General features: G+C 70.0%; 12 protein-coding genes and 2 pseudogenes. 4 read left to right on the top strand and 10 right to left on the bottom strand.

Features of this window, described 5'->3' with window-relative positions; translation table 11 throughout:
- Positions 1 to 7: 7 nt before the first annotated feature.
- From ACZ7FF_RS34610 to ACZ7FF_RS34600, 3 genes and pseudogenes are all read left to right on the top strand, one after another.
- Positions 8 to 598 (top strand): annotated as a pseudogene (locus ACZ7FF_RS34610) (glycosyl hydrolase family 65 domain-containing protein); the annotation flags it as partial.
- Between the two features lie 97 nt (positions 599 to 695).
- A pseudogene (locus tag ACZ7FF_RS34605) lies at positions 696 to 911 on the top strand (NEW3 domain-containing protein); the annotation flags it as partial.
- Positions 857 to 1399: a carbohydrate-binding protein gene (locus tag ACZ7FF_RS34600; protein WP_470817549.1), complete on the top strand. Its 543-nt coding sequence runs from the start codon at positions 857 to 859 to the stop codon at positions 1397 to 1399. The pseudogene ACZ7FF_RS34605 and the gene ACZ7FF_RS34600, both read left to right, overlap by 55 nt.
- Before the next feature lie 29 nt (positions 1400 to 1428).
- On the opposite strand, the gene ACZ7FF_RS34595 is transcribed toward ACZ7FF_RS34600, so the two are convergent.
- The 10 genes from ACZ7FF_RS34595 to ACZ7FF_RS34550 form a co-directional block, all read right to left on the bottom strand.
- Positions 1429 to 2400: a formylglycine-generating enzyme family protein gene (locus ACZ7FF_RS34595; protein WP_470817394.1), complete on the bottom strand. Its 972-nt coding sequence runs from the start codon at positions 2398 to 2400 to the stop codon at positions 1429 to 1431.
- Complete coding sequence (locus ACZ7FF_RS34590; protein ID WP_470817548.1) at positions 2397 to 3872, bottom strand: sulfatase-like hydrolase/transferase; 1476 nt, start codon at positions 3870 to 3872, stop codon at positions 2397 to 2399. The genes ACZ7FF_RS34595 and ACZ7FF_RS34590 overlap by 4 nt, the downstream gene beginning before the upstream one ends.
- A 56-nt stretch (positions 3873 to 3928) precedes the next feature.
- On the bottom strand, positions 3929 to 4930 hold the full coding sequence (locus ACZ7FF_RS34585) for an aliphatic sulfonate ABC transporter substrate-binding protein (RefSeq protein WP_470817393.1): 1002 nt from the start codon (positions 4928 to 4930) through the stop codon (positions 3929 to 3931).
- Positions 4931 to 4959: 29 nt separating this feature from the next.
- Positions 4960 to 5814 carry an ABC transporter ATP-binding protein gene (locus tag ACZ7FF_RS34580; RefSeq protein WP_470817391.1) on the bottom strand — a complete coding sequence of 285 codons (855 nt, stop codon included), beginning with the start codon at positions 5812 to 5814 and terminating at the stop codon, positions 4960 to 4962.
- Entirely contained in the window at positions 5811 to 6674 is an 864-nt protein-coding gene (locus ACZ7FF_RS34575) for an ABC transporter permease (RefSeq protein WP_470817389.1), read from the bottom strand. The genes ACZ7FF_RS34580 and ACZ7FF_RS34575 overlap by 4 nt, the downstream gene beginning before the upstream one ends.
- Positions 6661 to 7926, bottom strand: a complete 1266-nt coding sequence (locus tag ACZ7FF_RS34570; protein WP_470817387.1) for an ROK family transcriptional regulator — start codon at positions 7924 to 7926, stop codon at positions 6661 to 6663. The genes ACZ7FF_RS34575 and ACZ7FF_RS34570 overlap by 14 nt, the downstream gene beginning before the upstream one ends.
- Positions 7927 to 8356: 430 nt before the next feature.
- On the bottom strand, positions 8357 to 9997 hold the full coding sequence (locus tag ACZ7FF_RS34565; RefSeq protein WP_470817386.1) for a glycoside hydrolase family 13 protein: 1641 nt from the start codon (positions 9995 to 9997) through the stop codon (positions 8357 to 8359).
- A 45-nt stretch (positions 9998 to 10042) separates the two neighbouring features.
- The gene (locus ACZ7FF_RS34560; RefSeq protein WP_470817385.1) at positions 10043 to 10876 is read right to left on the bottom strand and encodes a carbohydrate ABC transporter permease; all 834 of its coding nucleotides are present in this window, start codon (positions 10874 to 10876) and stop codon (positions 10043 to 10045) included.
- Positions 10873 to 11928, bottom strand: coding sequence for a carbohydrate ABC transporter permease (locus ACZ7FF_RS34555; protein ID WP_470817383.1), 1056 nt, complete (start codon positions 11926 to 11928; stop codon positions 10873 to 10875). Before ACZ7FF_RS34555 ends, ACZ7FF_RS34560 begins: the two co-directional genes overlap by 4 nt.
- Before the next feature lie 11 nt (positions 11929 to 11939).
- Positions 11940 to 13238: an ABC transporter substrate-binding protein gene (locus ACZ7FF_RS34550; RefSeq protein ID WP_470817382.1), complete on the bottom strand. Its 1299-nt coding sequence runs from the start codon at positions 13236 to 13238 to the stop codon at positions 11940 to 11942.
- 325 nt (positions 13239 to 13563) lie between these two features.
- On the opposite strand from ACZ7FF_RS34550, the gene ACZ7FF_RS34545 reads away from it, so the two are divergent.
- A complete protein-coding gene (locus ACZ7FF_RS34545) occupies positions 13564 to 14625 on the top strand; it encodes a LacI family DNA-binding transcriptional regulator (RefSeq protein WP_470817380.1) in 1062 nt (353 codons plus the stop codon).
- Positions 14626 to 14734 lie beyond the last annotated feature (109 nt).

Genomic DNA, 14734 nt, shown 5'->3' with positions numbered 1-14734 from the left:
CGGGTTCCTGCAGACCTTCGCCTACGGGTTCGGCGGCCTGCGGTGGAACGCGAACGCACTCACGCTCGCCCCGACCCTCCCGCCGCAGCTGGCGGACGGGGTCGGCATCCACGGTCTGCAGTACCGGGGCCGTACGGTCAACGTGGACATCGGGCCCGCGACGACCAGCGTCACCCTCGCGTCAGGCGGTTCCCTCACCCTCGCCTCGCCGGCCGGCACCCAGACACTCACCAACGGCCAGACGGTCACCCTGAGGACCGCCCGGCCCGATCTGACCCCGAGCGACAACCTGGTCCGCTGCCAGACCGCGACCGCCACCACGTCCGGGGCCGTCAACCCGCCGGCCGCGGCCGTGGACGGCAACACCGCCACCAACTGGACGGCCACCGGCACCAGTTCGTCGTACACGGTCCAGCTGGCCCGGACGGCGTCGACCGGACACGCCGACGTGGTCTGGGGAGCGACCCGGCCGGCCTCCTACACCGTCCAGGCGCAGACGTCGTCCGGCGGCTGGCAGCAGGTCGCCGGTGGTTCCGTCCCGTCGACCGGGAACCTCGACGCCACCTGGTCCCCGGTGTCCGCCGGCGCCGTGCGCCTCACGTTCTCCGGCGGTGCGCCGGCCGCCGTCGCCGAGCTGAGCGTGCCCGACGCGTCCGCCCGCCGACGTCGCCACCGCGCTCAGCGCACCCGGCACCATCACGCCGGGGTCCTCCGCCACCGTCACCCTGAGCCTGAAGTCCCTCGGCGGGGCGGATGCCGCGAAGGTGAACTCACAGCTGTCGCTGCCGAGTGGCTGGAAGGCCACGCCGAAGTCGGTCGCGACGAGCGTCCCGAAGGGGACCACCGCCACCGACACCTGGACGGTCACGGCACCGTCCAGCCAGCCGGCCGGCCGTGTCACGCTCACCGCCAGGACCACCTGGTCGGGCGCCGGCAACGCCGTCGACTCCAGCGTGTCCACGGCCGGTATTACGGTCACGGCGGGAACCGTGGCGCTCGGGACCACCGTCGAGGCCGAGAGCGCGGTTCTCGGCGGAGGCGCCTCCACGGCCTCGGACCACGCCGGCTTCACCGGCAAGGGGTTCGTCGGCAACCTCTACACCGGGGCCACCATCACCGCCGTGGTGTCGGTACCGACGGCCGGCACCTACCCGGTGACGGTCCGGTACGCCAACTCGACCGGTGGGCAGAACCCGCCGTACAAGGCGGTGACCCGGACGGTCAGTCTGGTGGCGGGGGCTCGACCCAGCAGCTCTCGCTGCCGACGACCAGCAGCTGGGACACCTGGACGACGGTCGCCGCCAACGTCAGCCTCCCGGCCGGCAGCGACACGGTCCAACTGTCCGTCGGCCCGAACGACTCCGGCAGCATCAACATCGACAGCCTGCGCGTCGGCTAGCCCGCCACCACCCGGGGGCCCGCGGCGGGTCAGGGACGGTCTCTCGTGGAAGCGTCGTTGGCGCAGCGGAAGCCCAGGTTTCCCGAGGAGGAGTCCGGTGTGTTGCTGGAGCGGGCCGCCACTCGGTAGCGGTTGCAGTAGGAGTCGTGGCACAGGTAGGAGCCGCCACGCATGACCCGTGTGGTTCCGTTCTGCGGACCGTGCGGGTTCTCCCGGGGGGAGTGGGCGTAGTAGGAGGGGGAGAACCAGTCGGAGCACCATTCCCACACGTTGCCCGCGGTGTTCCACAGCCCGAAGCCGTTGGGGCGGTACGTCTTCACGGGGGCGGTGGTCAGGTAGCCGTCCTCGGCCGTGTTGGTGTGCGGGAAGCTGCCCTGCCAGATGTTGCAGCGCCACCGCCCGTCCGGGGTGAGGTCGTCCCCCCAGGCGTAACGGCGGCCCGCGAGACCGCCCCGCGCGGCGTACTCCCACTCGGCCTCGGTGGGCAGGCGCTTGCCGGCCCACCGCGCGTAGGCGACGGCGTCGTTCCAGGACACGTGGACGACGGGGTGGCTCTGCCGGCCGGTGACGTCGGACCGGGCACCCTCGGGACGGCGCCAGTCGGCACCCCGCACATTGATCCACCACGGGGTTCCGGCGGCGCTGCCGAGGACGTCGGCGGGCGGGGCGTCCACCACGAGATGGAAGACCGCCGACGATCCGAAGCGCTCGGCGTCCGTCACATGCCCGGTCGCCTTGACGAAGGTGGCGAACTGGGCGTTGGTGACGGCGGTTTCGTCGATGTGGAACGGGTCGAGACGTACGGCGTGCACGGGTGTCTCGCCGTCGGCCGGATAACCCTCGCCGAAACCGTCGCCCATGGCGAACTCACCGCCGGGCAGGTGCACCTGCCTTCGGGTGGAGCGCGCGCGGACCTGGTGGCCGCGGACCGGAGGGGGGCCGATGCCGACGGGCACCTGCGCCGCCGGGGCGCAGCAGGAGCGGGGTGCGTCTCGCCTCATGCCCGCTGCCGGTGGTAGGTGGACTCGTCCAGGCCGCTCAGCGTCGGGTCGTACCCCACCTCGCCCACGTCGTACATCGACGTCATCCAGTGGTAGAAGTTGTCGCCGCGCTCCCGCAGCACCTCGTACAGACGGCGCATCATCCGTGAGCGGACCTCCGCCTGTTCCGGATGGGCGTAGACGTTGAGCAGCTCGTCGGGGTCGGATCGCAGGTCGTACAGCTCGTTGACCGAGTCCGGGTTGACCACCAGCTTGTACCGGTCCTCGCGCAGCATGCGCTGCGGGTAGGGGAAATGGTGGCCGTGGAACTCGCAGACGATGTCCTCCTCCCAGTCCACCGTCTCCCCGTGCACGAGCGGCAGCAGGCTGCGCGAGTCGACCGCGGGCCCGGGATCGATGCCGGCCAGCTCCAGGATGGTCGCGGTGCAGTCGAGCAGGCTGACGAACTCGGAGCGCACGACGCCCTCCGGAGCACCCGGTACCCGCAGCAGCCCGGGGGTGCGGTAGATGTCCTCGTACATCGCCGGACCCTTGTCGTGCAGGCGGTGCGAGCCGGTGAACTCGCCGTGGTCGCAGGTGAAGAACACGGCGGTGTCGTCCGTCAGCCCGAGCCGTTCCATGGCGTCCATGACCCGGCCGATCTCCCTGTCGATCAGGGCCACGTACCCCCAGTAGACGGCGATGAGTTTGCGCGTCGTCTCGATCGGCATGGTGTCGAAGGTCCAGTGGGCGCTGTAGTTGCGCTGCACCGGTGGCTTCGCCTGGAAGGTCTCCGCGATGGACCGCGGAAGCTCCACCTGTGCCGGATCGACCAGGTCGAAGTACTCGTCCGGCAGGACGTACGGCAGGTGCGGCCCGAAGAAGTGCAGTGCGAGGAAGAAGGGTTTCTCCCGCTCGCGACGGTCCGCGGCGTAGCGTTCGAGCTGCTCGATGGCACGGGTGGCCAGGTAGTGCTCGAAGGTGGCTTCGACCGGCTGGTGGAGCCGTGCGGCGAGCAGGTTGCCCGGCCCGCCGTTGGGCAGCGTGCCGCGGATGCGGTCACTGATCTCGTAGGGCGGAAGACCACGTTCGTCGAGGTAGGCCAGGTAGTCGGGGTGGTCCACCGGGTTGTGCCAGCCGGGCAGGTCGGGACCGTCGAAGCCGTAGTCGGCCGCCGCACGCCGGTGGCCGGCGTGCCACTTGCCGATGAGGCCGCAGTTGTAGCCGTTCTCCCGCAGGGCCTGGGAGAAGGTGAACTGTCCCTCGGCCAGGTCCTCGACGTAGCCGACGTTGCGCTCGTGGTTGGCGAGCACCTGGTGGCGGAACGGCGCCTGGCCGGTCAGCAGACTGGCCCGGGCCGGCGTACAGATCGCGGTGGGTGTGTACCAGCGGTCGAAGCGGGTGCCCGTGGCGGCGAGCCGGTCCAGCGCGGGGGTGTGCGCCAGACCGTTGCCGTACGCGCCGAGGGTGTCCGCCCGGTGCTGGTCGGTCATGAGGAAGAGGATGTTCTTCCCCCTGTCGTTCTTGGCGTTGTCGTCGCCGGGTGGGGTCACTTGCCCGCCCCCGTGAAGAGGTCGCCGGTGTAGTAGGTCTTGGGGTCGGTGGGCTGCTTCAGCTCGCCCGCTTCGACGAAGTACTCGTTCAGGCCCGTCAGCCACTTGTCGATGCTGCCGTCCTTGGTGAGCTTGTCGAGTTCGTCGACGTCGAGCAGCTTGTTGTTGGACGCGTCGGCCCGGACCTGGGCGACGGGGACGTTGAGCTTGTGGGCGGTCAGTTCGATGGTCTCCGCGGTGTGTGCGGAACGGTAGGCGATGGCGTCACGCAGGACCGCGATGACCTTCTTGGCCTTGTCCGGGTGGTCGGCCACCAGCTTGTTGTCGGCCACGAACGCGGTGGGGAAGGAGACGTCGTCCTGGAAGTCGCTGTCCTTGGCGAGCTCGACCAGGCCGGGGACCTGCTTCTTGATGGTGGCGACGGCGGGGTACCAGAAGCCCGCCGCGTCGACCTTCTTGGAGGCGAAGGCGGAGACGAGGGTCGACGGGTCCATGGGGACGATCTTCACGTCCTTCTTGGTCATGCCGGCCTTCTTCAGGGCGAGACTGAGGATCATGTCGCCCGAGGTGCCCTGGGGGACGGCCACGGTCTTCCCCTTGAGCTGGTGCATCGAGGTGATGCCCGGCTGGGCGATGACCCGGTCGGCGTTGCCCAGGGTGTTGATCACGACGATCTTGGCCTTGCCGGAGGCGGGCAGCCACATGGCGCCCGGGCCGATGTAGCCGAAGTCGAGGTTGCCCGTGCCGAGTGCCTGGATCTGCAGCGGGCCGTTGGTGAAGACCTTGCTCTCCGCGGACAGGCCGTGCTTCTTCCAGAGGCCCTTGGCGTCGGCGATGGCGATCAGGCTGGTTCCGTTGAAGTCGGCGATGTAGCCGAAGCGCACCTTCTCGGTCGACGCGCCGGAGGACGAGCCGCCGCCGCACGCGGTCAGCAGCGCGGTCCCGAGGAGTCCGGCGAGGGCGGCGGAGAAGTGTCTGCGGGTGAGGGAGGATGCCATGGTGACGATTTCCTTCCGGTTCATGAGGGTCAGGTCGCCGAGATCTCGGTGACGGGGGTCGAGACCGGGGCGGCAGAGTCCGCGGTCTCGTTGGCGGAGGCGGCCGCGGTGCGGCTCTCCTGGTGGTAGACGGAGTGCCACACGCGGTTGCGCAGCGCGGCGAACTCGGGGCTGAGGCGGAACCGCTCGTCGCGCTCGATCGAGGGGTCGACCTCGATGACGTCGTAGACGCGCCCGGGGCGTGCCGCCATGACGATGACCCGGTTGGCCAGGAAGACGGCCTCGTCGACGTCGTGGGTGATGAACAGCACGGTGCGCTTGTCCTGGCTCCAGGTGTCGAGGAGCTGTTCCTGGAGCTTGACGCGGGTCAGCGCGTCGAGGGCGCCGAAGGGTTCGTCCATCAGCAGGATGGAGGGGTTGACCGCGTAGGCGCGGGCGATGGCACAGCGCTGGCGCATACCTCCGGAGAGTGTCTTGGGGAGCGCGTCGGCGAAGCGCCCGAGTCCCACCAGGTCGATGAAGTGCTCGGCCCGCGCACGCCGTTCGGCTTTCGGTACACCTGTGGTGCGCAGGCCGAACTCGACGTTCTGACGGACCGTCAGCCATGGGAAGAGGGCGTACTGCTGGAAGATCACTCCCCGCTCGGGGCCGGGCCCGGACACCGGTGCCCCGTCCACCAGGGCACGGCCCGAAGTGGGCGTCTCCAGCCCGGCGAGGATGTTCATGAGCGTGCTCTTGCCGCAGCCCGAGGGGCCGACGACGGTGACGAACTCGTGGTCCGCGATGTCGAGGGAGACGTCGTCCAGCGCCGTGAAGGTCTCACGGCCGAGATCGAAGGTCTTGGTGACGCCCTGGACGGATATCTTGGCCGGCTCGGTGGTCATCGGCGCTCCTGCCATCCGGTGAGCTTGCGTTCTGCGAGAAGAAGCACCCGGTCCATGAGCAGACCGAGGATTCCGATCGATATGAGGCCCACGAAGATGGTGGGAAGGTCGTAGTAGAGCTCGGCACTCTGCATGCGGTAGCCGAGGCCCTGCTGGGCGGCGATGAGTTCCGCGGCGACCAGGGTGGCCCAGGCCGAGCCGAGACCGACCCTCATTCCGACGAGGATGAAGGGGGTGGAGGCGGGCACCACCACGCGGGCGAAGATCGTCAGGTCCCCGGCGCCCAGTACCCGGGCCGCGTTGATGAGTGTGCGATCGACGTTGACCACGCCCTGGAAGGTCGAGATCACGCACGCCAGGAACGCGGCGAGGAAGATGACGAAGATCTTCGGGGTCTCGTCGATCCCCATGACCACCACGGCCAGCGGGATGATGGCCAGCGGCGGGATGGTCCGGAAGAACTGGATCCAGGGTTCGATCAGGCTGCGCAGCAGGCCGTACCAGCCCATCAGGAATCCGACGGGGACGGCGACCGCGGTGCCGAGGACGAAGCCGATGAACACCCGGGTCAGGCTGGCCACGACGTCCGAGCCGAGCGTGCCGTCGCCGATCAGGGTGCCGGCCCGGGAGACGACCTCGGGCGGGGTCGGCAGCTTGAAGCCGGCGGCGGCCAGGATCCACCACAGGGCGATCCCCAGCGCGACGGACACGGCGTTGAGGACCAGGGACAGCCTGCGCTGCGCCGACCGCTCGCGGTCCGGTGCGGACTTCGTGTCCCGCCCCGCGCCGGCGGATGCTCCGCGCGCCGTGCCGGAGGGGGGTCGTCGCTTGCCGGGGCCCAGTTTGTCAAGGACGGACATGGGCGGCTCTTTCTGTGATGACGCCGGATGTGCCGGAACGGCCCTTCACATCCGTGGTTTCGGGGTACCGCGCCAGAAGAGGGGAGCGGTGGAAGATCGCGGCGAGGGCGCCGAGGGCGCCATCGCCGTCGGAGAGCCGCGCGGCTTCCACGACAGGGCCGTCCGACGCGGTCGGGAAGAACTCGCCTGCGAGAGTGGCGGCGGCCTGCTCCACGAAGACGGGTATCAGACCGGTGATCTCGCCGCCGATGACCACCTTCGCCGGGTTCAGGGTCATCGTGGCCGCACCGAGGACCCGCCCCAGCGCCGCGGCTGCCTCCCGCAGCACCCGGTCCGCGACGGGGTGCCCCCGCGCCACGGCCGCCGCCAGCTCCTCGAGACTCTCCAGGCGCAGACCGAACTCCCAGCAGGTGGCGAGGATTCCGGGAACCGAGGCCACCGTCTCGAGACAGCCGTGCTTGCCGCAGCGGCACGGCCGGTTCCCCGAGGCGACGGACACATGCCCGAGCTCGCCGGCCAGCCCGCTGGAGCCCGTCACCAACTGGCCGCCGACGACGAGCCCGCCGCCAACGCCGTCCGACAGACGGACGTAGACCAGATCCGCGACGCTCTCGGCGCCGCTGATCGCCTCGGCGAGCGCGGCCAGCCGGGTGTTGTTGTCGACGATCACCGGCGCACCGAAGCGCTCGGCGAAGGCCAGGTCCACGGCCTCCGGCGCCGGGCGTACGGGGGTGGCTCCCGAGGTCGCGCGGGGCCAGGCGCCCCCCTCCGGTGCCGGGTAGGGCCCGGGAACGCCGATGCCGATGCCCTGGAGGGCTCCGTAGTGGACGCCTGCCTCGTCGCTCAGCCGGTCGACGAGCGCCAGGGCGACATCCGTCCGGGTCTGCCAGGGCGTCGTGTCCTCGTACCGGGCCGAGCCCGAGAGCATGATCTCGTGCGAGGCGTCGGCGATGACGACGTGGACGCGCCGGTGTCCGAAGTCGACGCCCAGGAACTGCGCCGACGCCGGGTCGAGCGCCAGCCGCTCGGCCGGCCGTCCGCTGCCCTCGCGGCTGGAGGCGTCGGTGTCCACGACGACGATGGCGCCCCGTTGCAGGAGGCTGCCCGTGATCTCGGACAGCGTGGTGCGGGACAGGCCGACGAGACGGGCGATCTCACCACGGCTCAGGGCGCCGTTCTTCTGCAGCGCACGCAGCACGCGTTCCTCATGGGTACGCCTGACCAGTGCATGCGCTCCACCGGGAATTTGCATGCCGCGGACGGTAGGAAGGCCGAATTTTTCCGTCAACCGTCCGAAAGAAAGAAGGGGAGGACCTGCCTCCGCGCTCCGCGGCCCGCGTCGGGCCTGCGCCGGGTCACCGGTCCAGGCGGCCGGTGACCGTTCACGACGGGCCCGGCCTGCCGAGCCGGAGGCATCGTTCTCGGCCACGGCGGACCCACTTGGCGGACAGGGCGGCGGCGGGTCGAGCGCGCTCCGCCGCAGCCGGCGGCGGGAGGACCGGGCCCGGGGACGGACGCGCGCGGCCCCGCGTGATGGGTGCCCGCGGCCGCGTCACACGGCCTCACGCGTGGGTGCGCCCGCCTCTCCCACGCCGGTCACCACGGCACCGGCGACCGGACCGGGGAGTGTCCAACCGCCCCTCGAACCGCTCAAGGCGGTTGAACACTCCCGTGCCGCATGCCTACACCGTGAGCCAGGCCGCCTGGTCCGGTGGCAGCAGGCCGTTCTCGACGGGGCCGCTCGACAGCAGGACCGAGGTGTGGGCGGGCAGCGGGTGGGCGTCGGCCGAGAGGTTGACCACGCAGACGAGACCGGGCTCGCGGCTGAAGGCCAGGACGTCCTCGGGGGCGTCGAGCCAGGTGAGAGTGCCGTCGCCGAGCGCGGGGTGCTCGCGGCGCAGCCGCAGGGCGGTGCGGTAGAGCTCCAGCATCGACGTGTCGTCGCCCTCCTGTGTTTCGACGCTCAGCCCGCCCCAGGCGGCCGGTTGCGGCAGCCAGGGCGCGGCAAAGGCGTCGTCGGGGCTGAAGCCGTACGGCGCGGCCGTCCCGGACCACGGAAGGGGGACCCGGCAGCCGTCGCGGCCTCGGTCGGTGTGTCCCGACCGCTCCCAGACGGGGTCCTGGAGCGCGTCCTCGGGCAGGTCCTCGACCTCCGGCAGGCCGAGTTCCTCGCCCTGGTAGATGTAGGCGCCGCCGGGCAGGGCGAGCATGAGCAGGGCGGCCGCGCGGGCGCGCCGGGTGCCCAGTCCGAGGTCCAGGGGGCCTTCGGGACGGTACGGCTCACCCGCGCAACGTGGTGTGTCCTGCTGGCGGCCGTAGCGGCTCGGGTGGCGTATGACGTCGTGGTTGGACAGGACCCAGGTGGCCGGCGCGCCCACCGCGCCGAGCATGGCGAGCGAGTCGTCGATGACCCCGCGCAGGTCCTTCGCCTTCCAGCCGGACATCAGGAAGTCGAAGTTGAACGCGGTGTGCAGGCCGTCCACGCGGACGTACGCGGCGAGCCGTTCGGGGGTGTCGGCCCAGGCCTCGGCGACGAAGGACCGGTCGCCGGGGAACTCGTCGGCCACCTTGCGCCAGGCCCGGTAAATGTCGTGCACCTCGTCGCGGTCCCAGTGGGGGTGGTCGACGTGCCGCCGGGGGCCGGGCGCCGCACTCTCCTCGCGGGGCGGCAGGTCGGGCAGTTCGGGGTGCTTGACGAGTCCGTGCGCGACGTCGATGCGGAACCCGTCCACGCCCCGGCCGAACCAGAAGCGAAGGATGGACTCGAACTCCTCCTGCACTTCCGGGTGTTGCCAGTTGAGGTCGGGCTGCTGCGGCGCGAACAGGTGCAGGTACCACTCGCCGTCGGGGACCCGGGTCCAGGCCGGGCCGCCGAAGCAGGAGACCCAGTCGTTGGGCGGCTCACAGCCGTCGCCGCCCCGGCCGGGCCGGAAGACGTACCGCTCGCGTTCCGGGCTGCCGGGTCCGGCCGCCAGGGCGGCCTGGAACCAGGTGTGCTGGTCGGAGGTGTGGTTGGGCACGATGTCCGGGATCACGCGGATCCCGTGCAGGTGCGCCTCGGCGATGAGTTCCTCCGCCTCGGCCACGGTGCCGAACACCGGGTCGATGGTACGGAAGTCGGCCACGTCGTAACCGTGGTCGGCCATCGGCGACTTGTACCACGGGTTGATCCAGATGGCGTCGACGCCGAGCGACTTCAGGTAGGGCAGGCGCGAGCGGATGCCGGCGATGTCGCCGACGCCGTCACCGTTGGCGTCGGCGAAACTGCGGATGTAGACCTGGTAGATGACGGCGCTGCGCCACCAGGGTGCGGTACGGGTCATACGGCGGGATGCGTCCTTCGCGAGTCTGGGACGGGGAAACGGGGCCTACTTGGCCGCGCCGGCGGTGAGCCCGGCGACGATACGGCGCTGGAAGAGCAGCACCAGCACCACCAGCGGGACGGTGACGAGGACACCCGCCGCCATCTGGCTGCCGAACGGGATCTCGAACTGGGTGGCGCCGGAGAACTTGGACATGGCGACGGGTGCCGTCTGTATGTCGGCCTTGTTCGTCATCGACAGGGCGATGAGGAACTCGTTCCAGGCCGAGATGAAGGTGATGATCGCGGTGGTGAAGATGCCCGGAGCGGCGAGCGGCACGATGATCCTGATGAACGCCTGGCCGCGGCTGCAGCCGTCGACCATGGCGGCGTGCTCCAGCTCGTCGGGCATCTGCCGGAAGAACGTGGTCAGGTTCCACACCGCCAGCGGCAGGGCGAACGACATGCTCGGAACGATCATCGCCTGGTAGGTGTTGATCCAGCCGAGGTCGGTGAACAGCTTCAGCAGCGGGACCACGATCGACACCACCGGGAACATCGAGGTGGCGATGATCAGCGTCAGGATCAGTCGCTTGAAGCGGAACTCCAGCCGGGCCATCGCATAGGCGGTGAACGTGGCCAGCAGCAGTGCGAGCACCGTGGTGGTGCCGGCCACGACCAGGCTGTTGAGCAGCGCGCGGTTGAACCCCTCGGAAGGGTCGAGCACCGCCCGGTAGTTCTCGAACGACACGCGTCCGGGCAGCAGCGAGGTGTCGAAGATGTCGGAGCTGCGGCGCAGGCTGGAGACCACCATCCAGTAGAACGGGGCCATGCAGTAGGCCACCACCGCGGCGACCCCCACGTACAGCAGCCGGTCGCGCCATGTCGCCGGGCGGTTCATACGGCCACCTCCGTGCGGCGCGGCGCCAGAACGCCCCGGAGCCTCCTGCGGCGGGCCGTCGCCGCGCCCTGGCCGCCGATGAGGTCCGCGCCGAGCAGCCGGACGAAGGCGAGCGCGACGAGCAGGACGTAGACGAAGAGCACCACGGCGTAGGCGGACGCCGGTCCGAAGCGGACGTTGGCGGCCTCGTTCTGGGCGAGCATGGACAGGGTCTCCACCGAGGTCTTCTGCGCGCCGATGAGGAGGTAGGGCAGGTCGAACATCCGCAACGCGTCCAGGGAGCGGAACAGCACCGCGATCACCAGCGCGGGCCTCACCAGGGGCAGGGTGATGTGCCAGAACCGGCGCATGGCGCCTGCTCCGTCGATGCGGGCGGCCTCGTAGACCTCCTTCGGGATCACCTGCAGGCCGGCCAGGACGAGCAGCCCGACGAAGGGGGCGGTCTTCCACACGTCGGCGACGATCACCGCGACCTTGGCCTGGAAGCCCTCCGTGGTCCACAGGATCTGGCGGCCGAGCAGGGCGTTGGCGATGCCGTTGCTGTTGAAGATCCATCGCCACAGCAGGCCGGAGATGGCGGTGGGGACGGCCCAGGGCACGAGGATGCCGGCCCGCACCAGGGCGCGCCCCCGGAAGGCCTGGTGCATGATCAGCGCCATGGCCACACCGATCACCGTCTCCAGGCCCACCGTGACGACGGCGAAGAACGTGGTGTTCCAGAAGGCGTTCCAGAACCGGTCCCCGGCGCTGTCGAAGATGTTCGCGTAGTTGCGCAGTCCGACGAACGGCTCGGTGGTGCGGATGAACCCGGTCTTCGGGTCCAGGCCCTTGGGCCCGTACAGCGATTCCCGCAGTGCCGTGAGTGTCGGGTAGAGCACCACGATCGTCAGCACCAGGAGCGTGGGGGAGACCAGCAGCGCCGCCATGCGGCCCGCCCCCGCGGTCGCCCGGTTCCGGGTGCGGCGAGGGGCGCGCGGTGGCGCGGACGCCCGCCCGGAGGCGCTGCCGCGGTCGAGCACCGGGGCGGAGGGTGTGCTTGTCGTGTCGGTCATGGCCGCACCCCTCACTGAGCCGTGGACTTCCGCAGCTCGCTCTGCAGGTCCTTGAGGGCCTGCGCGCTGCTCTTGCTTCCGGTCAGCGCGGCGTACGCCTCCTGCTGGATCGCCGACGTGACGTCGCCGTAGCTCACGACCCGCGGACGCGGCACGGCGTGCAGGATGGACCGCTGGAGAACGGGCAGGTACGGATACTGCTTGACCAGCGACGGGTCGCCGTACAGGTGCGCGTACGACGGTGCGAGTGAGGTGTCCTTCAGGAACATGGTCGCGTTGTCCTCGTTGGTGAAGAACTTCATGAAGTCCACGGCCGTGGCCTTGTTCTTCGCGAAGGACGACAGGGCGAGGTTGTGACCGCCCAGGCTGGAGGAGCCGGGGCCGTTCAGGCCGGGCAGCGGGGCGACCGCGAACTTCTTCGCCAGGTCGCTCTTCGCGGTCAGCGCGTACATGTACGGCCAGTTGCGCACGAATATCAGCTTGCCCGCCTCGAACGCCTGACGGCTGTCCTCCTCCTGGTAGGTGACGGCCTCCTTCGGGATGGTCCCGTCCTTAACGGCATCGGTGAGGAAGTCCAGCCCCTTCCTGGCCTGGGGGGTGTCGACGTCGGGCTTGCCGTTCGCGTCGGTGACGACACCGCCCGCGGAGTTCACGGCCTCGGCGAAGTTGACCGTCAGCCCCTCGTACTTCTGCAACTGCCCCGCGTAACAGGACATGCCGCCCGCCTCGGGCAGCTTCTTCACCTTCGCGCAGTCGGCCGTCATCTGCGACCAGGTGCTGGGGGGCTTGGTGATGCCGGCCTGCTTCAGCAGGTCGGAGCGGTAGTACAGGAGTCCGCCGTCCGAGCTGGAGGGGGCCGCGTACAGGTTTCCGCGGTACTTGGCGGTCTCGACCACGGGCTTGAGCATGCTGTCCAGCGGGAACTGCTGCTCGGGCAGGCGGTCGATCCACTGGTGGGCGGCGAACTCCGAGGTCCACACGACGTCCAGGGAGAGCACCGTGTAGGCGTCGGACTTCGTCTCGGCGTTCGCGATCATCTGCTGTCGTTGCGAGTCGGCGTCCGTCGGCAGCTGGACGAAGGTGACCTTCTCCTTCGGGTGCGACTTGTTCCAGCGGTCGAGGACCTTCTGCACGATTCCGGTGGAGTCCTTGCCCGCCACGAAGGTGATCGGGCCACGGCCCTTGAAGGACAGGCTGTCCGACTGCCCCCCGGAACCGCTGCCCGCGCCGGTGCCGCAGGCGGTGAGGAGGAGGAGCCCGGCGGCGAGCGCCGAGGGACACCGGAGGGATCTGGCGGTGCTGGTCTTCACTGTCTCTCCTGTTGTGCCGAAACGAAGGCGCGGCTGAGCGCCCGTGTGAGCCGTGCTGTCACGGCACTATTTCGCTGAACGTGCACGTCAGAGCCCTGGTGAAGGGGTGGGTGACGGCGTCGTCGCATCCCGTCGAGACAGCGCTTGCAAATTAGGAGCGAACTCCGGCCAAGTCAATCCGAAACGTGTCGATAGGATGAGCATTTGAGACGCAATAGCATCCACTTAATGTGGACAAAAAGAACAATATGTCTCAAAGGGTTGCCATGACGGCGCTGTCATCAGTCACAGGAAAGAGTGGCTACCCCCGTGCTAGCTTCCGTTCATGTCACCCGCTCCACGGCACCCCACGATGGCCGATGTCGCCGAACGAGCCGGCGTCTCCCTGTCCACCGTCTCCCGCGCCCTGCGTGGTCTGCCGACCGTCTCGCCGGAGGGCCGGGCCCGGGTCGAACAAGCCGCCCGGGAGCTGAACTTCGCGGTCTCACGCCAGGCCGCGAGCCTGGCCACGGGGAGGACCGGGGTCGTGGCGGTGCTCGTTCCGACGCTCAACTCGTGGTTCATGGGCTCGGCGCTGTCCAGCCTGAGTCCGCTGCTGCGGATGGCCGACCGGGACCTGAACGTCTACGTCGTCCCCGACCTGACCGAGCGCACCGCGTTCTTCGAGCGCCTCCCGGCCCGCCGCAACGCCGACGCGCTGCTCGTCTTCGGTTTCGACCTCACCGGCGAGGAGATGGCGCGGCTGGACGACCTCAGGATGCCGGTGATCTACGTGAGCCAGCACGTCCCGGGCCGGCCGAGCGTGTACGTCGACGACGTGGCCGGGGCCCTGACCGCCACCCGGCACCTGCTCAACCTCGGACACCGCCGAATCGCGTTCGCGCCGACGGCTGGGGCCAGCGGCTTCAGCTTCAGCTCGCGCGAACGGCTCCTGGGCTATCAGCAGGCGCTGACCGAGGCGGGCATCCCGGTCGACGACGAACTGGTGGTCATGATGACGCCCGAGGACAAACGAGGCCTGGTGGCGGGGGTCGGGCGGCTGCTGGGACTGCGGGAACCGCCCACCGCGCTCTTCGCCGAGCAGGACGAACTGGCGCTGGCCGTCATCCGCACCCTGCGCCAGGCCAGGATCCCGGTGCCCGACCGGATGTCCGTCATCGGTTTCGACGACCACAGGGTGGCCGAGTGGTTCGACCTGTCCACGGTGGCCCAGTCCCCGTCGGACATGGGCCGGCTGGCGGGTGAGCTGGCGCTGCGGCTCATCGACGACGGCGAGGCGGACCAGGCCCGGCACATCGTCCTGCCCACCCAGCTGATCCCCCGGGGTACCACCGCTCCGCGGGAGGCGTCCGAGGACGACGGCGGCCCCACACAGCCCCTCGGCTGAGCGGACGGCGGGCCCGGACCACCCCTCGCCAGGCAGCGGACGGCCCCCGCCGGCCTCCTCGCACCGGCCCCGTCGTCACTGCCAGGACTGTCAGGCGACCTCGGCGGCC

The sequence above is a fragment of the Streptomyces sp. NPDC037126 genome (assembly GCF_055605965.1).
The sequence above is the reverse complement of the archived record's forward strand: the minus strand, read 5'-3'. Positions and strand labels throughout refer to the sequence as shown.